Source organism: Paenibacillus sp. Paensp111, assembly GCF_059492195.1.
The window spans coordinates 1863020-1886890 of record NZ_CP168527.1 but is presented as its reverse complement, the minus strand read 5'-3'; the positions used below and the strand labels follow the sequence as shown (position 1 = coordinate 1886890).

Genomic DNA, 23871 nt, shown 5'->3' with positions numbered 1-23871 from the left:
TCTCCCTCTCCATAGATAAAATAGTACTACTGCTTGTTTTTTAGCTCGGCAATATCCTGGATCATTTTCCCCAGTACCCCATTTACGAACTTGCCGGATTCTGTAGTTCCAAAGTGCTTGGCCAGTTCAATGGCTTCATTCACTACAACCTTGGCTGGAGCGTCCTCCCGGTAGATCATCTCGTAAGCAGCCAGGCGCAGAACTTGACGGTCCACTCTGGACAAACGGCTGATCTGCCACCCTTTCAGGTAATCTCCAAGAAGAACATCGATTTCGCTTTTCTTCTCCCATACGCCATTGACCAACTCAAGAACGAACTCCGGTGTCCCCATGTCACTTAGCTCTACTTCACTTTCGTTCTCCCCGCCAGCCTCGGACAGAAGCATAGTTACAGCTTCACCTGCTTCTACATCATTCATTTCCATTTGGTACAGGCTCTGCACCGCAATTTCTCTAGCTAATCGTCTTTTCATTAATTTCCTCCTTGAGGTTCACCTCTGGACATCCCGCTTAAAATTGCTGGATGTGATTATTATTAGTTCTTTACCTAGTTTGCATGACTAACGACAGAAAAAAACCCGTGAAATGCTCTCCGCAACAAAAAAATGAGCAGAATTATACGGAATTACGTTGCATTCCGTATAGCAGCAGTTTTTTTCGGAGAAAGCATATCACAGGAATCATTTAAAAGGACGCCAGCGCGCACCAAGCCAATCACGTATCTCCGCCCATGGGATGAACGAGCCTTGGCCAAGATCTTTATACTTACCGATTGTATAACCGACATACAAGAGCAGCGCGCAGAACAACATATTCCAAAACCCGAAAAACAGATAGATTGGACATAGTAACAGGGCGGTCGCAAGACCCAGTATGCGTCCTCTGTGACTCTCCCATATTTGTTTCCAGAGCACCCTGATATCCACCCCTATTCAACCCGGCTTTTGATCGTAGGAGACTGAACAAGATTGGCAATATACACGGAGACGTAGGATACCGGAATCCCGGTAATTTCCTCAACGTGATCATGAACCTGCCTTTGCACTTCTTCTGTAAGTGAAGGAATCGAGCTCTCCCCGTCCACAAGCGCACGAATGATAATGCTCAGCCCCGATTCGGTAATCTTAATTCTGGTCTTCACATCCTTGATACCTCTAACCCGCGACGCAGCTTTGAGGGACAGATTCTCTATCGTCTCCACAGAGATTTGGATATCTCCGAATTCTGTCCGCTGGTCTATCGAAGGCAATGAAGCCCTGTCCCGCCGGATCGATATATAGAAGAACCGGATGCTAAGCAGGAACAATACAGCTGCTATCGCAATTGATACATTCAGCAGCATCCTCACCTGATTGCTGTCTACATTAAAGGGAATCGCTTCGGTAAAGAGAAGAATCGCAATGACGGATAGAATACCAATGCTGAAACTATAAATAAACAGCAGAAGTCTGTCCAAGATTTTTGCCACTGAAACTGCACCCACCTTAAGATTATAGTAAACCCCTGACGCTGATCGTCAGGGGTTAATCGCTGCATTCATTATTTCACCCTGTGGCTCAGTTCCGACTCCTCGATCTTCTCAGCTGTCTTGAAGATAACGTCATGAATATGTACGTTGACTTCGACAACGGTAAGCCCGGTCATGTTCTCAATGGAGCGCTTCACATTACGCTGAATTTCGGTAGCCACTTCCGGAAGACGGTTCCCGTACTCCACAATCACCGAAACATCAACTGCGGCCTCGAGCTGACCGACCTCTACCTTCACGCCCTTGGACAGGTTCTTGCGTCCCAGAAGCTCTGCGATGCCACCAGCAAAGCCACCGCTCATGCCCGCAACACCATTCACTTCAACCGCAGCAAGACCAGCTATGACTTCAATGACTTCAGGAGCAATCTGGATTTCACCAATTTCGGTTTTCTCATATTCAGTAGGAAATGTACTCATCGTCGTCTTCATCCACCTCTCAATAAGTTTGCGGATGTCTCACTAGTAGGCAAGCGCACTTATTATACATACTATATCATTTCGGGTTCATTATGACAAACAACGTCCAAGTTATTAAATCTCATTTTCTTCCAGAAATTTAATATCAAAATCCCCGCGTACGAAGGTCGGATGCTCCAGCAGCTTCTGATGGAATGGAATCGTAGTATGGATTCCTTCCACAGCAAACTCGGATAACGCCCGCTTCATCTTGGCAATGGCTTCCTCCCGGGTAGGTGCCCATACAATTAATTTGGCAATCATGGAATCGTAGAAGGGTGTAATTACATAACCCGGGTAAGCAGCGCTGTCAACCCGCACACCAGGACCTCCCGGTGCCAGATAGAAGCCAATCTTGCCGGCAGCCGGCATGAAATTACGCGCTGGATCTTCGGCATTAATACGGCATTCGATAGACCAGCCGTCGATCACTACTTCCTCTTGCGAGAAGGACAACGGATTACCTTCAGCTACAGAGATCATTTCTTTGATCAGATCGATCCCCGTCACCATCTCGGTCACCGGGTGCTCAACCTGAATCCGGGTGTTCATCTCCATGAAGTAGAACTGGCCATCAGGACTAAGAAGGAATTCAAGCGTTCCGGCACCTGAATAGTCAACGGCTTGTGCTGCTCTCACTGCCGCTTCACCCATCTCCTTACGCTTCTCAGCACTAAGAATCGGGCAAGGCGCTTCTTCGACCAGCTTCTGTCTCCGGCGCTGAACGGAACAATCCCGTTCTCCCAAATAAGCTGCGTTACCGTGTTTGTCGGCAATAATCTGAATCTCTACGTGCTTCATGCCTGTAAGATATTTCTCCAGGTATACGCCCGCATTACCAAATGCCTTCTGGGCTTCCTGCTGGGCAGTAGTAATTTGCTGGATTAGAGAATCTTCATCTTCAGCGATCCGGATCCCTTTCCCGCCGCCACCAGCGGTTGCCTTGATAATTACAGGGTAGCCGATATCACGAGCTACCATTACAGCCTGATCCATATCCTCGATCAAACCGTCTGAACCCGGAATAACCGGGACATTGGCTTCGATCATCGTTTGCTTGGCGACTGCCTTGTCACCCATTCGGGTGATTGCATCCGGAGATGGGCCGATGAATGTAATGTTGCAGGAACCACAGATTTCTGCGAAATCGGCATTCTCGGCAAGAAAACCATAACCTGGGTGAATGGCGTCACACTCTGTGAGGGTGGCCACACTCATCAAATTGGTAAAATTCAAATAACTGTCTTTGGACAGAGTTGGGCCAATACAGTAGGCTTCATCTGCCAAGCGGACATGAAGGGAATCCTTGTCCGCTTCCGAATACACCGCTACGGACTGGATACCCAGTTCCCGGCACGCGCGAATAATACGAACCGCAATCTCTCCACGGTTGGCAATAAGTATTTTATGAAATTTCAAGTCTGCATCCTCCTTGGCACCCTAAAGATAGCGTGAATTACCGCCTTCTTACGTTCTTTACTCCGGCTTCACCATAAAGAGGGGCTGTCCATATTCCACAAGCTGGCCATTCTCGGCCAAGATCTCAACAATTTCCCCTTTGACTTCAGCCTCAAGCTCATTCATCAGCTTCATCGCTTCAATAATGCAGACCGTAGTCTTGTCGCTGACCTTGTCGCCCACATTGACATAAGGAGCCTTCTCTGGCGAGGAGGAACGATAGAATGTACCTACCATAGGAGAGACAATCGTATGTAAATTCGCATTCGTCTCCTGCACTGGCGGGGCAGCCTCAACAGACACAGCTGCCGCTCCAGCCTCTGCCGATGGCTGAATGTGAACGGCTGACGGCGCCGCAGTTACATGCGTAACGGGAGCTGCTGCAGATTGTACCTGCACAATTTCAGTCTTGCCCGGCTTGCGAATCGCAAGTCTTGTACCCTCATTTTCAATTTCAAGTTCGTGAATCGAAGTTTGATCCACCAATTTAATAAGCTCTTTGATTTCATTTAATTTGAACATTGTCAATTTCACTCCTTCAGCTTTGTAACACACAAGCCTGAGCCTTCTTAGAACATAGCATTATGTATTATATCACAAGTCCAAGAAATAGAAAGAGCCCAAGATTCTTGGGCTGCTCTCCTTGCTATATGCTTCATAAATGCTGGTATATCGCGTTATTTCACCAAAATCCACTCTTTTTTACTGGGTTACATACTGCACTTTTACTTTATCTTGAGTAACTCCAAGCTCTTTGATCATGAGATCCACGATACCCACCGCTTGCTTGGCCTCAAGCTTGTCACTCAGCACCACCACAGTATACCCATCATCCTTCTCCGTCACGACTGCATTCGCATACTGCTGCTGCAGCTTTCCTTCAATATCTGAAATTTTGGATTCTTTATCCTCCAAGGCTGTCAATTCTTTTTGGGCCTGAGCACTTTCCTCTGCTGATTTCGTCTGGTCGGAAATCGTCTGTAAGAGCTTGTCATTGAGCTTATTATTCTGTACTTCTCTCTGATACTGATAATTCGTAATGGCATCGTTGCCTGCTGTCCCCTGGGCTTCGAGCTTCTTCAGCACCTCGGCATCCTTCTGCTGGTCATCGCTGGAAGCTGCTGATTTATCGGCCTGAGTCGTCTTGTCTGTGCTCTTATTATCGGCTGAAGCGGCATCTTTCTTCGCTATATCCTTCTTGGCATTATCGGCAGTACCTGGATCAGCGGCGGATGTTTTGTCGCTGCTGTCTGTCACATCAGTCACGATGACTTCATCCTTGGCCGGCGTCAGCGCTGTATCTTTGGCATCCGTCTTATCCTGTACAGATACCTGCTGTCCTTCGGCTACTTTCGGGGCTTTAACAGCAGAATCTTCTGTAAAAAGATAGTAAGCAGAGAGAATCACCATTAAGCTGAGCATGGACACGAGCCAAATTGTTTGTCTGTTCGTTTTCATTAAATATACCTCCTAATATGATTTCAATTCCCTACTGAGTGCCCTTCCTTGGAACTACAGAAATTTGGTAGGACGCCACATTCAGACCCTTCTCGACAGCATCTACAATGAGCTGCTTGACTACTTGATTCTCGGCTCCGCGTGCAACAACTAGCACGCCGCGGATCTTCGGCTTTATCGTCTTGGTAACCAGCGGTTTGGAATCTCCCGACACCTCGTAGGTCACGATCTGCCCATCCCGGGTATACTGGGTTACATGCCGCTTCCCGCCTCCGGCGTCTGTCTCATCGGTCTGCTCCTGGGAATCTTTCATATTCCGCTGAACTACGACCTCTTCTGTTGAATCGACTGTGACCATAACGTCCACCGTGCCTACCCCTACGATTTTCTCCAGAATCTCTTTGGTTCGGTTCTCCAGGTTGCCTTCTATATTGTCAAAAGCGCTCTCCCTCTCTTCCTGATGGGAGGCTGCTGATGTGGTCTGTGCCGGATTCTGGGCAGGGGGTTCACGCCCTGCTCCGCCGGTATCAATCTTTTTCACATTTACAAATGAGCTGAACAGCATAAAAGCGATCCCTATGAGTCCCAATATAATCAGCAGTCTTAATGCGTTTATCTTCTTGACGCCATCAGGCCCGGCTCCCAGCCACTCTTCGAGCTTCTTCCACCATTTTGCCACACTCGCCGCCTCCCTTATTGTCCGGCTTGCTCTTCAGGTTCATGAATTTTGACCATAGTCCTCGCGATTCCCCAGTTCTTCGTCAGTTGATCGATGATCTCCAGGCTTCTAGATGATGGGTTCCCCTTCGATCCTGACTTTGCTTCCTGAGAGGAATCTTCTTTCACACTGATGTTCACTTTATCGATCTGCTTGATTACAGGAACCGAGATGACTGAATTATTCTTGTCTTCACTTGGCCGGGATGCTTCGGTTGCTGGCGTTTGATTATTCTCTGACAGAAATACCTCGACCTGTTTGATTACAGGCTTGTCGGCGTCTTGCTGCTGCTTATCCTCTTGCTGAGAGTCTGCCTGTCTGTTCACGGCGAGAGTGACTTCCACACGTTCCACCTGGATTCCCGTCTGGCTCTCGATCTGCTGCTCCATCTCTTTTGCCACCTCCTGCCCCGCCCATTTCAGGGACTGCGCTTCTTGTTTCTTGCGAAGTGCCAAGCCTTGCTGAACAATTTGATCGGTACTGCTGCCAACCGCCCCGGGGTCAAACTCATTGGCGGCTTGATTCAGGGCTGTCTGCAGCTTCTGCGCCGGGTCACCGCCGATCAGCTTGACCACGGGAGACATTAGCGTTAGCAAAATGAGCAGACTGACCACCAGCCTGACGTATCGCTCGAACGAGCGGTTAGGCAGCAGCAGGTCAATAAATCCCGCGAGCAGGACAACAAAAATGATTTCCTTCAGCCAACTGCCAATCCAGGTCATGGAACCCCTCCTTTCTTAGTCCATCGTTATCGCATCATCACCGTAATATTTCCCGCGGTAAGCATGATGGTAATGGCCAGAAAGAACATCAAGCCGACGGCAGCCATAGCCGCAAATACATAGATCATGCTCTTGCCGATCGTCTCCAGACAAGTAATAACCGGGGAATCTCCGAGCGGCTGCATGACGGCGGCAGACAGATTATAGATCAGCGCAAGAGTAAGGATTTTGATAGCTGGAAAAGCACATAGGAACAAGATGATGATGACACCCACGAGACCAACTGCATTCTTCACAAGAAGCGAGGCCGAGATGACCGTATCGGTGGCATCTGCAAACACCTTACCTACAACAGGAACGAAATTTCCGGTTACGTATTTGGCCGCTCTAAGGGTGACTCCATCAGCCACTGAGCCGGTAATTCCTTTTACCGAGATAACCCCCAGAAAGACCGTAAGCAGAACGCCTAAGAGACTCATGCTGATGGTCCGTAGGAGATTCGCCAGCTGCGTCAGCTTATACTTGTCCGACAGAGAGCTGACAATGTGAAGCACCGCGGAGAAGAACAGCAGCGGAAATACCACCGTCCGGACGAGTGTTCCTACGGTATGCACCATGAATACCACCAGTGGATGTGTGACGGTTACAGTCACGATGTTCCCCATGGAGGCCAGCATCGTGAATAGCAGGGGAACCATGGCCATCATGAAATCGATCATGTCTTTGATCGCATCCGAAGCGTATCCAATGGCCACATTAAAGCTGTTAATCGCCAGAATAAGAATGACCATATAACAGATGGAATAGGCTACCTTGCTGACATTTCCTCGTTCAAATGCCGTTTGCAGCGTCTCCAGGATCAAGCTGAATACGGTCAGAACTACAATCGTAACCAGAATATGACCGTTGTACAGCACCTCATGCCACATGTATTTGAGCAGGGCGGACAGTCCCGCCTTCATGTTGAACTCTTGTCCTCCAGGCAACAACATATCCATGAAAGAAGGAACCTTCTCGTCCGGGAAGAATCCCCCGTAATCCTTCATCAGATGCTTCCAGTAAGTCTCGACCTGATCCGTTGGCAGATCAGACGCCTGCTGCTTCATCCAGCCTTCGTCCTGTGACTGTGCGAACAGCTTCGCCGGCCAGAAGATCATAAAGCCGAGTATGAAGAGGATCAGCGTTCTCTTTTGCCAATTCAGGTCGTCGAGCTTCATTGCATCTTGTCCCCATTTCTGCTAGACCGGCAGAAGCTTCATAATGGTCTCGATAATAATGCCGATAATTGGGATAGCGAGCACCATGATTAATACTTTGCCGGCGAGTTCAATTTTTGAGGCGATACTTTCTTGTCCCGCATCGCGAACAATTTGGGCACCGAATTCGGCGATATAAGCAATTCCGATAATTTTCAGAATGGTCTTGAGATAGATCATCTGCACACCGGAGGCTTTGGCCAGTTCTTCAAGAACATCAATAATGGAACTGATTTTGCCGATTAGAAGCATAAATATCGTAATGCCCGTAAATGCAGCGATCAGAAAGGCAAAGATCGGCTTCTGTTCTTTGATGACGAGGATCAATACCGCTGCCAGCAGCCCAAGTCCGACAATCTGGATGATCTCCATAGCCGGACCTCCTACTGGAACAGAAATATCGATTTAATTTCTTGAAACAGGCTGTCCAGCATGCGAATAACCATAAACAGCACAACCACAAATCCGATCAAGGTCACCCAGTGTGCCATGTCCTCTTTGCCCATTTGCTTCAGCACCGTATGAATCATTGCAATAATAATGCCGATGCCAGCGATCTGGAATATAGCATTGACTTCTAAATTCATGAAAAGGCACCTCGCTATCAAATTAGAGCGGATGGAGCAATGCCCCCGGAAGTGGATTCTAGTAGATCAGAATGACGATCAGAGCTGCTGTCAGGAGTCCCAGGCTTCTGAACATTTTCTCGTACCTCGCCTGATCCTCTCTCGCGGCACATTCCTCTGCTTCCAATTGGCGAACAGCAGTCTCAATATGCTTCAGCTGATCTCTTCGGTCGCTTGTCCCAAGCGAATAGGCAAGCTGGTACAGCACATCCCGCTCTGCAGGCTTCATGGCGGTATGCCCCCATTCCTCCCGGATCGCCTGATGCATACTTTCCTGGGCGGTCATGCCTGCCTGTCCGTCCATTCCCTCAGCAGCTTTCATCAGAATAGAACGAATGGGGGCATTATTCTGCTTACCGATTCGCCTAAGCGCCTCTGGCAAAGGGGTAAAGCCATAGGTGATCTCCGTTTCAAGCCTTTTGAGAGCCTGAATTAACCGGCGGATTTGGTCTGGACGATTGGCAAATTGCCGGGCTTTCAGCCATCCCGCCATGGTACCAGCGACAATTACAAGCACTGCCCCGAGCATCTTAATCATGAGAGTCACTACCTCTCCGTCGTACTTCGTCTACCTGTAAGGATCTCATCTTGCTGTCCAGAAGTTTATAGACGAGACCCTTGTCCGTTCTGGAAATAATTACATACATCTGGAAAAAGGGTGGATCGGCCAGCTTCGCAAGTGCGGGCCGATGGAGCAGCTCCGCTGCATCAGTACCGTGCGCGGTAGCGATTACCCTTACTCCTGCATGAAGGGCTTCGGCCAGTGCCTCTCCATCTTCCGCGCGGCCAATTTCATCCACAATGATCACTTCGGGTGACATCGATCTGATCATCATCATGATCCCTTCAGCTTTGGGGCAGGCATCCATGATATCGGTACGCGGTCCCACATCAAAGCTCGGCACTCCCCGCTGGCTTCCTGCAATCTCGGAGCGTTCATCGATAATCCCTACTTTCATCCCTGGCCATTTGGCTTCCGGATGTCCCCAAGCCCCTGAGCTGATCTGTCTGGCCAAATCGCGAAGCAAGGTGGTCTTCCCTTGCTGGGGAGGGGATAGAATCAGCGTATGCTTCACGCTTCTGTGCCTGAAGTCCAGCAGATGAGGCAGAACAGCATCGGCGATCCCTTTTACCTCACGGGCAATTCGCATATTGAAGCCGCTGATGTCCCGAATGTGCTCAACTTTGCCTCCGCTAAGAACCGTTCTACCCGCAAGCCCGATTCGATGCCCCCCTGGAATTGTGATAAATCCTCTTCGAAGCTCTTCCTCCATGGTGTACAAGGAATGATTCGTAATCTGGTCAAGCAGCCGATGGGTATCTTCTCTTCCTGGCTTGAAAGCCTCCTCCGGGTTCCGGCTGAGTTGTCCCTCCGCAGTGATAAAGTAATGCCGCCCGCCGGCATTCACTTCAAGCGCACGCCCTTCTCTAATCCGAATCTCCTCCAGATGGGTCAGAAGGTCTTGTGGAATCCGGCGCAGCATGCCTGAGATGTGTTCAGGTAATACGGATAACCAAGTTGGGTTCATGCCTACCCCCACACGTTCAGTGTTTCAGAACTTTTTTAGTAACTTTACATATGACAAGTGTATGCCTGTACTTTTCCGGGTATGACGGGAAATCTATCATTTTTTCAAAATCCCAATTAAGAGACACATGACTCCGCAGGCCACCCAGCCAATCTTTCCCCAGGAAAGTTTGTCAGCCATACCCATCAGGCCAAGTGAAGTGGTTACAATCAGTACCGTCGGTCCTACAAAAGCCAAGGCTGTATTCACTGCGAGCGCTTTGTCAATTCGCCCTAATTTGATCATCAAAATGGCTGCAATAATCTCCAGAGTTCCAGATACGATGCGCAGTGTTGCCATACTGGCTACGAATTTATCAAGCATAATTCCCTCCTTGCTCTTGTCCTCTATCTATCTTTATGCACTTGATTGTTTTTTTAGAAAAAAAAAGAAGATTCACTGTCTGAACAGTGAATCTTCTCTATAACCAACTAAGATATTCAATTACCTGCTTCATATATGAAGGCAGGAGTTATCTGCGGTCTTGCGGTCCGCCAACAAAGACCTGCTCCTCGGTATCGAGCTGGTAAGCGGTGTGAAGCGCCTTAACAACCTCAGCAAGCTTATCTCCATCAATGACACAAGAGACTTTGATCTCTGATGTGCTTACCATCTTGATGTTAACTCCCTCTTTGGAGATGACATCGAACATTTGAGCCGCAACGCCCGGGTGACTAACCATCCCTGCGCCGACGATTGAAATTTTCACCAGGTTATCTTCGGAGTTCACTTCACTGAAAGGAAGATCTCCACGAAGGCCTTCAATGACATTCAAGGCTTTCTCACGGTCTGAAAGGGCTACTGTAAATGAGAAATCGGCTTTGCCGTCCAGTACACCGCTTTGTACGATAATATCAACGTCAATTTTGGCTTCCGCAAGTGAACCGAATACTTTGGCCAGTACACCGGGTACGTGAGATACACCTAGAATACTGATTCGCGCCACATTTTTATCATAAGCAATGCCACTGACTACAACACCTTGCTCCATGCTGACTTCCTCCTTCACAACTGTGCCTTCATTATGGGTAAAGCTTGAACGTACAACCAGACGGACCTTGTGATGCTTCGCATACTCCACCGCACGGGGATGAAGAACAGCAGCACCCAGATTGGCGAGCTCTAGCATCTCGTCATATGAAATCTCACTCAGCTTGCGCGCACATTTCACAATCCGCGGGTCTGTAGAATAGATTCCATCCACATCCGTGTAAATTTCACATACATCGGCATTGATCGCTGCTGCGAGCGCAACTGCCGTAGTATCTGAACCTCCGCGGCCAAACGTCGTGATCTCGCCATCTTCCGTCATGCCCTGGAAACCGGCTACGACTACAATCGCGCCTTCGTCAAGCGATTGCTTCACTTTATCCGGACGAATGTCCGTGATGCGTGCTTTCCCGAATACCGCTTCAGTTCGGAAGCCCGCCTGCCAACCTGTATAGGAAACAGCCTTCCGTCCAATAGCATGAAGCGCGATGGACAGCATGGCGATTGAAATTTGTTCACCATTCGTCATCAGCATATCCATTTCTCTAGCCGGCGGTTCTGCATTTAGCAGCTTGGCCTGGTCGATCAGGTCGTCTGTTGTATCTCCCATAGCCGACACGACGACAACGCACTGATGTCCTTCGTCTTGTTTCTCAGCGATACGCTTTGCTACGCGTTTCATTCGCTCTGTATCGCCTACAGAGCTCCCTCCGAATTTCATTACGTATAAAGCCAAGTTGGTTCACTCCTCATTGATCAAAATACTCCTAGTATGGCGTTTGGCATAGTGTAGTCCATATCCAGTAACGCTTTAAACCAGTATAATACGAAAGTCAGTTAGGAAGTCAATCTTTTTGCGCACCTGCACAAAAATTCCCCCATCCGAAGGATGGAGGAATCATGTCTGCGGCATAGAAGACTATGCGCGGGAAATGTATTTGCCTTCACGAGTATCGATAAGAAGTACATCGCCTTCGTTGATGAAAAGAGGAACCTGAACACTAAGCCCAGTTTCAACTTTAGCACTCTTCGTAGCGCCTTGAGCCGTGTTGCCTTTAACGCCTGGCTCAGTCTCAACAACCTTGAGCTCAACGCTTGTCGGCAGGTTAATTCCCAGGATCTCGCCTTGGTAGCTGACGATCTTCACGTTCATGTTCTCTTTCAGGAAGTTAAGCTCCCATTCCAGCTGGTCCGCATCCAGAGAGAACTGGTCATAAGTCTCGTTATCCATAAAGGTATGCTCTTGACCGCTTGCATAAAGATATTGAACTTCACGGTTCTCGATCATAGCTCGTCCAATCGTCTCACCGGCACGGAAAGTCTTCTCAACGGTGTTCCCGTTACGAAGGTTCTTCAGCTTGGAGCGTACGAACGCTGCACCTTTACCCGGCTTAACGTGTTGGAACTCCAATACGGTAAAGATATCGCCATCTACTTCTACAGTAAGGCCTGTTTTAAAATCGTTGACTGAAATCACAGAAAATCCTCCTCAAGTTATACAAGTACTTCAATAATTATGCTTGATGCCATCCTAAATAACAATAAAGTCTTTCGTGGATTCCGTCAAACGTCGAATTCCGTTCTCCGTAATCACGACATCATCTTCAATTCTTACGCCGCCGAATCCAGGCAGATATATTCCCGGCTCAACCGTAACAACCATTCCCGGCTGAAGAATCGTATCGCTAAGCTTCGATAAGCGTGGCGACTCATGAACCTCCATACCCAGGCCATGCCCGGTACTATGTCCGAACTGCTCACCATACCCGTACTTGGTAATGATATCCCGCGCAAGCGCATCAGCCGCTGCCCCCGTCATCCCAGGACGCAGATGCTCTAGCGTATGGAGCTGGGCTTCAAGCACAATGTCATAGATTTCACGGTGCCTTGCAGTAGGCGTGCCGAGTACCACCGTACGTGTAATATCGGAACAATACCCGTTAAGCAGTGCTCCGAAATCCATCTTGACGAACTCATTGTTGCCAAGCACGCGATCGCTTGCCACGCCATGCGGAAGGGCTGAACGCTCACCTGATGCAATAATGGTGTCAAAAGAAGAGGACGTCGCGCCGTTCTTGCGCATGAAGAATTCCATTTCCAGGGCCATCTCAAGCTCAGTCACGCCCGGCTTAAGAATCTCCAGCATATAATGGAATGTGCGATCCGCCAGATCAGCAGCCTGCTTCATGATCGCAAGCTCTTCTACATCCTTGTAGACCCTTAATAATTCAACGATGCCCGTTACTGGCACAAGCTGAACAGGAGCCAATTCCTGCTCATATTTGCGATACGCAGAGTACACAACATCGTCCTGCTCAAAGCCTACTTCGCTAATCCGCTCAGCAGCAAGAAGCTCTTTCAGGGTCTCGGATACGGATACTCCATGCTCAACTACCTCAAAGCCCGCAGCCTGCTGTGGAGCCTGGGTCATGTAACGAAAATCCGTCAGCAAGTATGCCTTCTGATGTGTGATCAGCACATATCCTGAGGAACCCGTAAAGCCAGACAAATAACGGCGGTTAATGGCACTGGTTATAAATACCGCCTCCAAATTTCTCTGACGCAGCGATTCCCTGAGTTTTATTACCCGTTTGTTCGCCATATTATTTGTCTCCTTAATTCCTGCCCTCGAGGTATCTGTTCAGTGCAGCAAGTCCCAAATAGTAACTTTCATCCCCAAAGCCGGCAATCTGACCGACAGCTACCGGGGCGACTACAGACTTGTGTCTAAACTCCTCACGAGCATGGATGTTAGACATATGTACTTCTACCACCGGAATCTTCACTGTAGTCAAGGCATCCCGAATCGCATAACTGTAATGGGTCAGTGCACCCGGGTTGATGACAATTCCGTCCATTTCGCCCATAGCCGAATGTATGCGGTCGATAATATGCCCTTCGTGATTGGATTGGAAGAACGAAATTTGAATGCCCAATTCCCCAGCCTGCTTACTTAGATTCTCCTCTATAGAAGCCAGACTTAAAGAGCCATAGATTCCAGGTTCACGAACCCCGAGCAAATTCAAATTCGGACCGTTAATCACCAGAATGCGGTTCATCGTTCCCCACCCTCTCTCGTAAAATAACCAAAGCTTATTTTACCATAGGATGGTTATTCTTGAGAAGCACTTTTGAGCTGTCTCATCAGCTTCTTAGGCTCCCTGTCGCGTTCATCCGTGTACTCAAAAGCGGCTGTGTACCCTATAAAAAGTCCCCATAGAAGGAACAGGCAGAATTCGCTGAAATGCGTAGTGAAATGCAGCTGTTTAAATGGCTTTACCATATGCAGCATAGGTCCGACCGCAAAGTAAATAACAGCCCACCAAGCTATTCCGTAGACCATTCCAAGCCAGGGGCCCCGCACTTTTCTTAGTATGAAGGTGTACAGAAAGGCCGCTATGATGGAGAAAAAGATAAAGAACAACCATCCCAAATAATAACCGGGCTGAGTCTTGAGAAATGTGGTCTTGAAGAAGGGCTCCGCCAGAAATCCAGGAATTATCGATGTGAATCTAAAGAAATAGAACACACCATGAACGCCTCCCCATATAACTCCCGCAAAAAAACCCAGCTCCAGAGCGAACCACCATGGATTTGTACGAACTCCAGTATTCTCACTTCTTCTTTGCTGCTGCGCCATACTTGCATCATTCCTTCCTGAAATATACCTGATCCTCGCTTTCATTCCATGTAGTATGCGCAATTAGATAAAGGCTAATCAGGCCGAATAACTAGAATTTAGTGCTGAAGTTAGATACAATAGACTTAACAAAGTCATACAGATTTGTGACCTTTGGACAAATCTAATACTAAGCTTAGGAAGGTGAAGTTGTTGCCTGAACAATCAAGTCCGGCCATCTATGGCGGCCAAGCCGTTATTGAGGGCGTTATGTTCGGTGGCAAGCATGTGAATGTCACAGCTGTCCGCCGGAAGAATCAAGAGATCACTTTCCTTGAGGTCCCCAAGAAAGACAAGAAATGGGTGACTCGGCTTCGTAAAGTCCCACTTCTTCGAGGCATTGTGAGTATTGTCGATGCCAGTGCCAAAGGTTCAAAGCATCTGAATTACTCCGCCGAGGCTTTGGCAGATGATGAGCTAAGTCCGGAGGAAAGAGCCCAGCAGAAGGCGAAGCAAGAATCCAGCTTCTCGCTAACGATGATTCTAGGCGTTGCGATTATGGGTATCATTTCTTTTGTATTCGGTAAAGTGGTGCTTACTGTGGTGCCGGCGGTGATCGAGCAGTTCCTGTTCCAGAACGTATTCAGCAGCACATTTGTGCATTCACTGCTCGAAGGTGTAATCAAAATCATTTTTCTCCTCGCTTATTTATGGGCAATTTCATTAACCCCGATGATTAAGCGGTTGTTCCAATACCATGGGGCTGAGCATAAAGTAATTAGTGCTTATGAGGCCGGTGAAGAACTCACGGTCAAGAATGTGCAGAAATACAGCAGACTTCATTACCGCTGTGGCAGCAGCTTCATGGTACTGACTGTAATTGTAGGTGTTGTTATTTATTCTTTCTTCCATTGGGATAACTTATGGGAACGGGTGTATATTCGCCTGCTGCTGCTTCCGCTTGTTATCGGAGTATCGTTCGAATTACTGAAAATTACAAATTCCTTGCGCGACATTCCTGTGCTTCGCTACCTTGGCTACCCTGGACTGTGGCTGCAGCTGCTTACCACCAAAGAACCTAATGATGAACAAGTCGAGGTATCCATCGCTTCCTTTAACCGGATGCGCGAGCTCGATGCTGAACTGGAACGGAATGCTTCGACTGAGCTTTCAATGCTCGGTACCCATCTGGACCCCGTGAAAGGATGATGAATCGATGAGAAAACAGGCCCTCATATTTTGGGTCCTTATCGGACTTGCAGCAATCGGCATTGCGAACAGCATGCTTACAGGCGGAATACTGAATTGGCTGATCCCTGTTGTTCTGGTTGCTGCCGTATTCCTGCTCTATAAATTCCCGCCAGCCAAGTACCGTTCGAAGTCACCTAAAGTGAAGCCGTCAGTCAAAACCATGGCAAAAATAGCAAAAACGACGCCCCAGCGCCGTTCTGATGCCGCTCCCAAACGCAAGCATTATCCTTTTCAAGTTATCGAGGGTAATAAAGGCAAAAATGAGGATGGGCAGCAGCCTAAATATCATTAAAGACTTAGAAAGCCTGCTGAAAATACTTTATGAATTCCTCTTCGTAATACTGGGTACTCCAGTCACCGAAGAACTTGCTTCCCGCACGGAAGCCGGATTCATGAAGCAGCAGGCTTTCTTCATGTGTAATATGAAATTGGGTTACCCCTATGCCAAGAATAGGCACCTTGACCGTCCGATACCGGTTCTCCTGTTCAATGTACCGCTCGTCATGAGCCGATAACATAGTATCGAACAACGCCTGCAGCATGCTGAAAGGCCCTCCGATCCGGTGCGGCTGGTTCGAATTCTTCCCTACCATTTGAAAGCCAACCGTTGGAATCATCTCGCCGTCCGCTTTTACCCCGTCCTGATCGAACAGCCACAGCGGCAGATTGCTGAGCAGGCCTCCGTCCACGATATGAATAAATTGATCCTTGAACGTCTTGCCCCGGGACAGCTTGGGCGGCAGCCGAAGCAGAACGGGATCGAAGAAATAGGGAATACTGCAGCTCATTCTAACGGCGTGAGCCACATCAAATTGATTCGCATCGATCCCAAGCTTCTGCAAATCGTCAGGAAGAATCAGAATTTTGCCGCTTGTAATATCGGAAGCTATAATCGTCACCTTTCCCTTCTCCAGATCCTTGAACGTTCTGACCTTCTTCACGAGTAGCGCCTTTCTGAGCCAGTCCTCCAGAGCTTCTCCGGCATACAACCCTTTCTTCAACATAATACGCGTAGCCGGACCGATTAGCGGGGTATTGAATATGGCTGATCTTTTTAGAAACTTGGTAAAATTCGTCGCAAGAATGAGCTCCTTCATCTCTTCTGCACTGTAACCGGCTGCCAATAGAGCCGCAACAATGGAACCGGATGAGGTTCCAGCCAATCTTACAAATTTGAAATCGTGCATTTCTGCCGCACGCACAGCGCCTACCAGGGAAATGCCTCTGACCCCTCCGCCTTGGAATACACCATTTATCCGCATACAGCCAAACAGCCCCCATCCTGCATAAGAGTGGCCACACCCCAAGGTTAAGGGGCGGTCTACTGCTTATGTATGAGGATGAGGGCTGTGTTTATGACATCAGTCCAGATGAAATTCCGTTAATTTGTAAGAAAATAAGATTTCAATAATGGCAGCAAGCCTAGCGGATTCTTGATCAAATCTTTGGCACTATAAAAAATGCTTCCCTGCACTTCTCCTGACTGCTTGTTGTACACCAATTGGTTAATGATCTCCTGGGCCGTCTGCCAGCCTACTTCCGGACTACCGAGCTTGTATGGAGCGTGGCCAATGTACAATTTGACGCCCGTTCCACGAACCTCCTGAGACCACCAATCCACCAATTTGTCATAACGGGCATTTGTGAACGACATACTCCAGTAGATTTGCGGAGCCACATAATCGATCCACCCATTCTGAATCCAGGTGCGGACATCGGCATACATGCTGTCATATGCAGTGATTCCAGCTTTGGTATCCGAACCCGTCATGTCAGTGGCCTTGTTGCGCCATACCCCAAAGGGGCTTATTCCAAAGCTTACGCTTGGTTTGACCCTATGGATGCTCTGTCCCAGATCTCTTACAAAGGTGTTGATATTGCTGCGACGCCAATCCCCTTTGCTCTTGATCTGATCCGGATTATTAGCCGCAAAAGTACTATTGTCATTAAATGGGTCACTGATGCTTTCTCCTGACGGATAGAAATAGTCATCCATATGAACACCATCAATATTGTAATTCTGCACCACTTCCATAACGGAATCGATAATTTGTTGGCGGGCTTCGGGAATACCCGGATTAATATACAGCTTCCCGCCCTGCTTCACAATCCAGTCAGGATGCTGCAGCGCCGTACTGTTCGCTGGGAGCTTGCTGACATCCGTGAGGATACTAGCCCGGAACGGATTGAACCAGGCGTGGAACTGCATACCCCGCTTGTGTGTCTCATCTACCAGAAAGGCCAGCGGATCATAACCTGGGTCCTTGCCTGGCGTCCCGGTTAAATACTGAGACCAGGGTACAAGCTTGGAAGGATAGATTGCATCCGCAGCGGGACGAACCTGAACGAAGACAGCGTTGATCCCCGTGTCCTGCAGCTTATCCAGCAGCGCCGAATACTCGGCCTTCTGCTGATCTGCATTACCATAAGACTTAGTGCTTGGCCAATCCAGATTATACACCGTGGAAATCCAGGCTCCGCGAATCTGGGCCGAATTACTATTCCCTGGTGTAGTCCCCGGAGTTGGATCCGGCGTTGTTCCTGGAATAGCTGGGCTGCCCCCGGCATTCTTGGTAATTAAGGCAACCTGCTGCTTCGCCTGATTCCAATTCACCTGCAGACCTAGATGCTCCCCAACAAACCTTAGAGGAACCATAGTACGGCCGCTTACGACCTGTACAGGGGCGTCCAGAGAGATCGTTGTGCCGTTCACCTTCGCCGTCTTCCGGCCTGCTTGAAGCACCAATACTTCTGAACCCTTCGAAATGGTTGCCGTACTCGTCCCATTGTTCCAGTCGACACTTGCACCAAGCCCCTCGCTAATTACTCGTAAAGGGACCATAGTAAAGTTGGATTTCAAGTATGGGGACACGTCACTATGAAGGGGCTGTCCATTCAGGAGCAGGGTGATCTGTGAGGCTTTGGCCAACGCGGACGGAGACAGGGACGACAGACTCAGTATGAGCAATAGCGACAGCATCAACAGATTTCGAAACTTCATATACTACTTTTCCTCCCAAAATCATAAATTTTTTTCATGCCAAAGAGCACTAAAGCTAAAGTACACAGCCATAGCGAACTTTCCCATGAAAAAGAATAGGCACCTGTCTATAAGGACAGATGCCTCATTCACGAATCGCTAATCACTTCACCATGCAAAGCGTGAAGCTGCTGTATTCTTTGTTTATCTTGACGTAAAAACTCGACTAATGTTTCAATTCTGGTAATAGAATCCCAACTTAAATGATGTTCAATTCCTTCAACATCCTTATAAATGTTCTCCTGCTGTACCCCGATCATTTCGAGAAACTCTTCCAGCAGTTCATGCCGGTCAACCAGACGCTTGCCCACTTTCTTGCCTTTGCTCGTCAGGACAAGTCCTCTGTACTTCTCATAGATCAAATAATCGTCCTTATCCAACTTCTGGATCATCTTCGTTACGGATGAAGGGTGAACCTCCAAGCCTTCGGCAATATCCGAAACGCGCGCATACCCCTTCTCGTCAATAAGCTTGTAGATGCGCTCCAAATAATCCTCCATGCTGGGCGTTGGCATGTCATTCCCTCTTTTCTTTTTATCAACAATGGCCTGTGTGCCGTGAAACCTGCTCTTGTAATGATACATGTTCCGGAGAGGACTTGGCAAGTCCTGACGGCATAGGCATTGGTAATGTTCTCATGTACTTATTATTGCCATGATTCTTAATCCGCTGTTCCACACACAATAGCTGTATCCCAACAGGTCTGGAGGTTATTACGATGGCTGCCTTAACTACTGCCGAACCCCCTGCTCAGCCCAAAATGCATACCAAGCCTTTTGTACCTGACTTTGTATATTTTGAACCTGGAGCTCTGGAATATCCCAAAGGCACTCAAATTATGGACTGGGTCAAGTCGCAGAACATTCCTTTCAAAATGACAACTTCTCATAACCGCATTACCGGGCTTCCCGGAGATACGGAGCTGCAGCAGTACAAGAACGCCAAGCGTACCTTGGTTGTAGGCGTTCGCAAGACTTTAACATTCGATCAATCCAAGCCATCCGCAGAATATGCTATCCCCATCTCGACAGGCTGCATGGGCCACTGCCATTACTGCTATCTTCAGACCACCTTAGGGGCGAAGCCTTATATCCGGGTCTATGTGAACACTGGGGATATCATTGCGGCCGCCAAAAAGTATATTGACGAACGCATCCCCGAGATCACCCGTTTTGAAGCGGCCTGTACTTCCGACCCGGTCGGTCTTGAGCATATTACCGGTTCTTTAACCGAGCTTATCAATTTCATGGCTGGGGAGCAGTATGGACGGCTGAGGTTTGTCACGAAATTTCATCATGTGGACCCATTTCTGAATCTGAATCACGGAGGCCATACCCGTGTCCGGTTCAGCATCAATTCCGATTATGTTATTCGTCAATTCGAGCCAGCCACATCCAGCTTTGAAGAACGAATTGAAGCTGCCGGCAAAATCGCCAAGGCCGGTTACCCATTAGGCTTTATTATAGCCCCAATCATTTGGTATGACGGCTGGGAGCAGGGTTACGCTGACCTGCTTCAGCGGCTGGCGCAGGCCATGCCGGCAGAGCCGGTGAAGGATTTAACTTTTGAGATGATCCAGCACCGCTTCACCAAGACGGCCAAAGCCACGATTGAGAAAAGATACCCCAAAACCAAGCTGGAAATGGATATGGAGAAGCGCAAGAAGAAATGGGGCCGCTACGGACAATATAAATATGTATATCCCGATGAACAGCAAATCGCCCTGCGCGAATTCATCACAGAGCGAATTTTTGAACATTTTCCTTATGCCAAGATTGATTATTTCACCTAAAATTTCAGCCAGTCCGGCGTGATGCTCTGAAGCCAAATGGTGATGTAGGTCATCCGGTTGGTGAATAGCAGGAGGCCCATAAGCACCATCAAGCCGCCGCCAATCTTCATCATCAGACCTGAATATCGCACAATCCACTTCGTTGAACCGATGAAGAACGCCAATACGAAGAAGGGCAGTGCGAAGCCTAATGAGTAGGCCGTAATCAGCCCAAGCCATGTGCCGGGTGCACTTGCTGACAACGCAATAATTGACATAAGAATCGGTCCGACACAAGGAGACCATCCGGCTGAGAAGCCAATCCCCAGAATGAATGAGCCTATGTATCCAGCGGGCTTCCATTTGAACTCCAGCTTGCGTTCCTTCATCAGGAATTGCGGCTGGAATAACCCTAACAAGAATAACCCCATAATGATAATCAAGATGGCAGACAGCTGGCGAATCAGGTCTCTGTATTCATTGAAGAACTGCCCGAACATACCAGCTCCAAATCCAAGCGTATAGAATACTGCAGAGAACCCTAATATGAAAGCGAGCGTATGGGTCATCGTCTTGAACCGGACGTTTGGCCGGTCCTGCTCATTACGCAGGGTATGTACCGACATCCCGGTGATATAGGATAGATAAGAAGGATATAAAGGCAGGCAGCAGGGCGAAATGAATGAGGCAATCCCGGCCGCGAAGGCCACCCAAATATTGAGATCCGGCATAAGTTCCTCCTGTAGTATCAGTTCAATTAAGCGGTAAACCCTCTTTTAGCAAGCAGGGTTAGGATGAGCATAGCAATCAGGAGCAGAACAATCGTTGCCCCAGGAGCCAGATTCCAGATTCCTGCAACCATCAATCCGGCTACAACAGCAATTTCGGCAATGACTACCGAGAAGATCACAGAGCTCTTAAAGCTTCTTGCAATGAACAGGCTACATGCCGCCGGAATGGTGATCAGTGCGGACACCAGCAAAGCGCCAACAATCTTAATCGCGGTACTGATCACGAGCGCCGTCATCACAGTAATTAGCAGGTTAAGCCATTTTACAGGCAGTCCGCTGACCGCGGCCGCATCCTCTTCAAATGTAAGCAGGAAGAATTCTTTGAAGAACAGCGAGATTCCGATCACCACAATTAGGGTGACAGCTCCTACTACATACAGATCCGTGGTATCCAAGGTATAAATGCTGCCGAATAAATAACTTACTACATCGGTGTTATATCCCATCCCCAGGGTGAAGAACAGTGAAGCCAGGGCGACCCCGCCGGACATAATGATCGCGATGGACAGCTCCGCATAGCCCCGATAAGCCTTGCGCAGCTTCTCTATGGCAAAGGAAGCCACGATGGCGAAGACGAGTCCGACCGCGATAGGATACACATTAATCAGGAAACCAAGCGCCACCCCCGCAATGGTTACGTGAGCTAGCGTATCTCCGATCATGGACAGACGCCGCAGGACGAGGAATATCCCGATAAGGGGTGCCGTTATTCCGATGAGCAGTCCGCCTGCAAGTGCTCTCTGGAAAAAATCTACCGTTAATATCTCCAATGTTCATATCTCCTTATAGAAGCTAGTTAAGCGAATGCTGCAAATCCGGAATTTCACAGTCCGTATCATGGGAATGTCTAACATGGAACTTGATCCCGCCGCTTCGGTCGCGCGGCTCCTTCCCCAGATATCCTTCGATCATCTCGATATCATGGGATACCATCAAGAAGGTCATATGATGATGCGCATGCATGTGAAAGATCAGCTCGAAGAAATCAGCCTGGGTCTGCACATCAATCCCTACTGTCGGCTCATCGAGGATGAGCAGATCCGGATGATTAATTAAGGCCCGGGCAAGGAATACACGCTGCTGCTGCCCGCCCGAGAGCTGACCAATTCTTTTATGTGCAATATCAGTTATGCGCATGACTTCCATAGCATCGGAACACTTCTGATGATCCTCTCTTCCCATCCGGCGGAAGATCTTCCGGTTGCTGTATAAGCCTGAGAGGACAACCTCCCGCACCGTAGCCGGGAACAGCGGATTAAAAGCATTCTTCTGCGGAACATACCCAATCCGTTCCCAGTCCTTGAATTTCTGAATAGGTTCGCCGAACAGCTTAATACTCCCTTGTGATGGGGCTAGCAGTCCCACAATCATTTTGAGCAGGGTCGTCTTGCCCGTCCCGTTGGACCCGATCACGCCAACAAAGTCTCTTTCCTTGGCCGTGAAGCTCAGGTCCTTAATCACCTTCTGATCCCTGTATGAGAACGATACCTGGTCTATTTCGATAATATTTTGATGACAATAAGGTGCAGTAGTGCCGCTGTCCGAAATCATAACCGGCCGCCTTCCATTTCCATATGATAGTTAACTTTATTGTAAAGCCAGAATGAGATTTTGCAAATTTTTCTCCATTAAAGTAAAGTAATTATCCTTGTTCTGTTCTTCCTGCTTGGTTAGTCCTTCAACCGGGTTAAGCACCAGAGTCTGAACTCCGGTCTCCCCTGCCAGGGTCCGCGCCAGCTTATCAGATACGAGCTCCTCGAAGAAAATATACTTGATATTCTCCTGCTTCACCACTTTGGACAGTTCAATAATATCCTGGGCCCTTGGTTCCGCATCCGGGGACAGCCCCATAATCGCATGCTGGGTTAACCCATAATCCCGGCACAGATAGCCAAATGCTTGATGGGATACAACAATTTCCTTCTTGTTCGTCTTCGCCAGCTCACTTGTGAACTTCATATCCAGCTTATTCAGCTGATCCGCGAGCTTCTTATAACGAGATTCATAACCCGCTTGGTGAGCCGGATCGACTTGAATATAGCTGTCCTTGATGTTTTTTGCGATCTGCATTGCAGATTTGGGACTCACCCAGGTATGGGGATCTACGGTATGCGCCGCAGGTTCATCAGCTTGTGATCCCTCGGCATTTGAAGCTTCAGCACTGTGATCATGGTCTTCTGCACCTGCTTCAGCTTCAATCAGCGAAATACCTTTGCTGACCTCCACGGTCTTGACCTTGGAGTCTTGACTAAGCCCTTTCAGGAAGCTGGGTACCCACCCTTCCAATCCGGCTCCGTTATAGAAGAATAGCTGAGCCTTGGAAGCCGTAATGATATCATTGCTCCGAGGTGTCCATTCATGCGGTTCTACCCCTGTAGGCAGCAGGTTGATCACGTTAGCATCCTCTCCACCAATTGCGGAGGCAAATTCATAGATTGGATAAAAGCTCGTAACTACGTTCACTTTCCCTTCAACAAGCTGATTCGTTCCCCCACGCCCGCAGCCAGCCAATATAATAATAAATAATAGCCCTATTAAGGCCCGCCCCATATTAAATTTCATTTCATTCGCCTTCCCTATTCGTAATAATTACAAATTAAATTATAGGGTCACGGTA

30 protein-coding genes are annotated in these 23871 nt (G+C 48.4%); 3 read left to right on the top strand and 27 right to left on the bottom strand.

Annotated features, from left to right (window positions below; translation table 11 throughout):
- Nucleotides 1-26: 26 nt before the first annotated feature.
- The 20 genes from nusB to ACEN86_RS08555 all read right to left on the bottom strand — a co-directional run bounded on the left by nusB (nucleotide 27) and on the right by ACEN86_RS08555 (nucleotide 14422).
- Complete coding sequence (nusB, locus tag ACEN86_RS08650; protein WP_495633882.1) at nucleotides 27-473, bottom strand: transcription antitermination factor NusB; 447 nt, start codon at nucleotides 471-473, stop codon at nucleotides 27-29.
- A gap of 207 nt (nucleotides 474-680) precedes the next feature.
- Nucleotides 681-914: a DUF2273 domain-containing protein gene (locus tag ACEN86_RS08645; RefSeq protein ID WP_495633881.1), complete on the bottom strand. Its 234-nt coding sequence runs from the start codon at nucleotides 912-914 to the stop codon at nucleotides 681-683.
- Between the two features lie 14 nt (nucleotides 915-928).
- Nucleotides 929-1468 (bottom strand): alkaline shock response membrane anchor protein AmaP, encoded by a 540-nt coding sequence (gene amaP / locus ACEN86_RS08640; protein WP_495633880.1) that lies wholly within the window; start codon nucleotides 1466-1468, stop codon nucleotides 929-931.
- Nucleotides 1469-1539: 71 nt separating this feature from the next.
- Nucleotides 1540-1947, bottom strand: a complete 408-nt coding sequence (locus tag ACEN86_RS08635) for an Asp23/Gls24 family envelope stress response protein (RefSeq protein ID WP_495633879.1) — start codon at nucleotides 1945-1947, stop codon at nucleotides 1540-1542.
- A 114-nt stretch (nucleotides 1948-2061) separates the two neighbouring features.
- Nucleotides 2062-3405 carry an acetyl-CoA carboxylase biotin carboxylase subunit gene (accC, locus tag ACEN86_RS08630; RefSeq protein ID WP_495633878.1) on the bottom strand — a complete coding sequence of 448 codons (1344 nt, stop codon included), beginning with the start codon at nucleotides 3403-3405 and terminating at the stop codon, nucleotides 2062-2064.
- 57 nt (nucleotides 3406-3462) lie between these two features.
- A complete protein-coding gene (gene accB, locus ACEN86_RS08625) occupies nucleotides 3463-3966 on the bottom strand; it encodes an acetyl-CoA carboxylase biotin carboxyl carrier protein (protein ID WP_495633877.1) in 504 nt (167 codons plus the stop codon).
- Nucleotides 3967-4146: 180 nt separating this feature from the next.
- Entirely contained in the window at nucleotides 4147-4902 is a 756-nt protein-coding gene (locus ACEN86_RS08620; RefSeq protein ID WP_495633876.1) for a SpoIIIAH-like family protein, read from the bottom strand.
- A gap of 31 nt (nucleotides 4903-4933) precedes the next feature.
- Complete coding sequence (gene spoIIIAG, locus ACEN86_RS08615; protein WP_495633875.1) at nucleotides 4934-5581, bottom strand: stage III sporulation protein AG; 648 nt, start codon at nucleotides 5579-5581, stop codon at nucleotides 4934-4936.
- A 14-nt stretch (nucleotides 5582-5595) separates the two neighbouring features.
- Nucleotides 5596-6342, bottom strand: a complete 747-nt coding sequence (gene spoIIIAF, locus ACEN86_RS08610; protein ID WP_495633874.1) for a stage III sporulation protein AF — start codon at nucleotides 6340-6342, stop codon at nucleotides 5596-5598.
- 26 nt (nucleotides 6343-6368) lie between these two features.
- On the bottom strand, nucleotides 6369-7559 hold the full coding sequence (gene spoIIIAE, locus ACEN86_RS08605; protein ID WP_495633873.1) for a stage III sporulation protein AE: 1191 nt from the start codon (nucleotides 7557-7559) through the stop codon (nucleotides 6369-6371).
- A gap of 21 nt (nucleotides 7560-7580) precedes the next feature.
- Nucleotides 7581-7970, bottom strand: coding sequence for a stage III sporulation protein AD (gene spoIIIAD / locus ACEN86_RS08600; RefSeq protein WP_495633872.1), 390 nt, complete (start codon nucleotides 7968-7970; stop codon nucleotides 7581-7583).
- A gap of 11 nt (nucleotides 7971-7981) precedes the next feature.
- Entirely contained in the window at nucleotides 7982-8185 is a 204-nt protein-coding gene (spoIIIAC, locus tag ACEN86_RS08595) for a stage III sporulation protein AC (protein WP_068616922.1), read from the bottom strand.
- A 58-nt stretch (nucleotides 8186-8243) separates the two neighbouring features.
- Nucleotides 8244-8762 carry a stage III sporulation protein SpoIIIAB gene (gene spoIIIAB, locus ACEN86_RS08590; RefSeq protein WP_495633871.1) on the bottom strand — a complete coding sequence of 173 codons (519 nt, stop codon included), beginning with the start codon at nucleotides 8760-8762 and terminating at the stop codon, nucleotides 8244-8246.
- Nucleotides 8755-9753, bottom strand: coding sequence for a stage III sporulation protein AA (gene spoIIIAA / locus ACEN86_RS08585; protein ID WP_495633870.1), 999 nt, complete (start codon nucleotides 9751-9753; stop codon nucleotides 8755-8757). Before spoIIIAA ends, spoIIIAB begins: the two co-directional genes overlap by 8 nt.
- 96 nt (nucleotides 9754-9849) lie before the next feature.
- Nucleotides 9850-10116 (bottom strand): YqhV family protein, encoded by a 267-nt coding sequence (locus ACEN86_RS08580; RefSeq protein ID WP_495633869.1) that lies wholly within the window; start codon nucleotides 10114-10116, stop codon nucleotides 9850-9852.
- A 148-nt stretch (nucleotides 10117-10264) separates the two neighbouring features.
- Nucleotides 10265-11518 carry an aspartate kinase gene (locus ACEN86_RS08575; RefSeq protein ID WP_495633868.1) on the bottom strand — a complete coding sequence of 418 codons (1254 nt, stop codon included), beginning with the start codon at nucleotides 11516-11518 and terminating at the stop codon, nucleotides 10265-10267.
- 183 nt (nucleotides 11519-11701) lie between these two features.
- Nucleotides 11702-12259, bottom strand: coding sequence for an elongation factor P (efp, locus tag ACEN86_RS08570; RefSeq protein WP_495633867.1), 558 nt, complete (start codon nucleotides 12257-12259; stop codon nucleotides 11702-11704).
- A gap of 54 nt (nucleotides 12260-12313) precedes the next feature.
- Entirely contained in the window at nucleotides 12314-13384 is a 1071-nt protein-coding gene (locus ACEN86_RS08565) for a M24 family metallopeptidase (protein ID WP_495633866.1), read from the bottom strand.
- 13 nt (nucleotides 13385-13397) lie between these two features.
- Complete coding sequence (aroQ, locus tag ACEN86_RS08560; protein ID WP_495633865.1) at nucleotides 13398-13841, bottom strand: type II 3-dehydroquinate dehydratase; 444 nt, start codon at nucleotides 13839-13841, stop codon at nucleotides 13398-13400.
- Nucleotides 13842-13894: 53 nt separating this feature from the next.
- On the bottom strand, nucleotides 13895-14422 hold the full coding sequence (locus tag ACEN86_RS08555) for a YqhR family membrane protein (RefSeq protein ID WP_495633864.1): 528 nt from the start codon (nucleotides 14420-14422) through the stop codon (nucleotides 13895-13897).
- A gap of 192 nt (nucleotides 14423-14614) precedes the next feature.
- On the opposite strand from ACEN86_RS08555, the gene ACEN86_RS08550 reads away from it, so the two are divergent.
- Nucleotides 14615-15610 carry a DUF1385 domain-containing protein gene (locus ACEN86_RS08550; protein ID WP_495633863.1) on the top strand — a complete coding sequence of 332 codons (996 nt, stop codon included), beginning with the start codon at nucleotides 14615-14617 and terminating at the stop codon, nucleotides 15608-15610.
- A 7-nt stretch (nucleotides 15611-15617) separates the two neighbouring features.
- The gene (locus ACEN86_RS08545) at nucleotides 15618-15944 is read left to right on the top strand and encodes a hypothetical protein (RefSeq protein ID WP_495633862.1); all 327 of its coding nucleotides are present in this window, start codon (nucleotides 15618-15620) and stop codon (nucleotides 15942-15944) included.
- Nucleotides 15945-15948: 4 nt separating this feature from the next.
- Here ACEN86_RS08545 and ACEN86_RS08540 read toward each other — a convergent pair whose 3' ends face one another.
- The 3 genes from ACEN86_RS08540 to mntR all read right to left on the bottom strand — a co-directional run bounded on the left by ACEN86_RS08540 (nucleotide 15949) and on the right by mntR (nucleotide 19207).
- Entirely contained in the window at nucleotides 15949-16914 is a 966-nt protein-coding gene (locus tag ACEN86_RS08540) for a patatin-like phospholipase family protein (RefSeq protein ID WP_495633861.1), read from the bottom strand.
- A gap of 119 nt (nucleotides 16915-17033) precedes the next feature.
- Nucleotides 17034-18653, bottom strand: coding sequence for a family 10 glycosylhydrolase (locus ACEN86_RS08535; protein WP_495633860.1), 1620 nt, complete (start codon nucleotides 18651-18653; stop codon nucleotides 17034-17036).
- Between the two features lie 128 nt (nucleotides 18654-18781).
- On the bottom strand, nucleotides 18782-19207 hold the full coding sequence (gene mntR / locus ACEN86_RS08530; RefSeq protein ID WP_251378286.1) for a transcriptional regulator MntR: 426 nt from the start codon (nucleotides 19205-19207) through the stop codon (nucleotides 18782-18784).
- 203 nt (nucleotides 19208-19410) lie between these two features.
- Between mntR and splB the strand changes: the two genes are divergently transcribed.
- The gene (gene splB, locus ACEN86_RS08525; RefSeq protein WP_495633859.1) at nucleotides 19411-20484 is read left to right on the top strand and encodes a spore photoproduct lyase; all 1074 of its coding nucleotides are present in this window, start codon (nucleotides 19411-19413) and stop codon (nucleotides 20482-20484) included.
- Here the strand turns inward: splB and ACEN86_RS08520 are convergent.
- Genes ACEN86_RS08520 through ACEN86_RS08505 form a run of 4 tightly spaced genes read right to left on the bottom strand, consistent with a single transcriptional unit; the run spans nucleotide 20481 to nucleotide 23816 of the window.
- Nucleotides 20481-21194: a cytochrome c biogenesis CcdA family protein gene (locus tag ACEN86_RS08520; RefSeq protein WP_495633858.1), complete on the bottom strand. Its 714-nt coding sequence runs from the start codon at nucleotides 21192-21194 to the stop codon at nucleotides 20481-20483. The two genes, splB and ACEN86_RS08520, sit on opposite strands and share 4 nt — an antisense overlap.
- Before the next feature lie 26 nt (nucleotides 21195-21220).
- Nucleotides 21221-22024: a metal ABC transporter permease gene (locus ACEN86_RS08515; protein WP_495633857.1), complete on the bottom strand. Its 804-nt coding sequence runs from the start codon at nucleotides 22022-22024 to the stop codon at nucleotides 21221-21223.
- Between the two features lie 22 nt (nucleotides 22025-22046).
- A complete protein-coding gene (locus ACEN86_RS08510) occupies nucleotides 22047-22805 on the bottom strand; it encodes a metal ABC transporter ATP-binding protein (protein ID WP_495633856.1) in 759 nt (252 codons plus the stop codon).
- Between the two features lie 36 nt (nucleotides 22806-22841).
- Entirely contained in the window at nucleotides 22842-23816 is a 975-nt protein-coding gene (locus ACEN86_RS08505; RefSeq protein ID WP_495633855.1) for a metal ABC transporter substrate-binding protein, read from the bottom strand.
- Nucleotides 23817-23871: the final 55 nt, after the last annotated feature.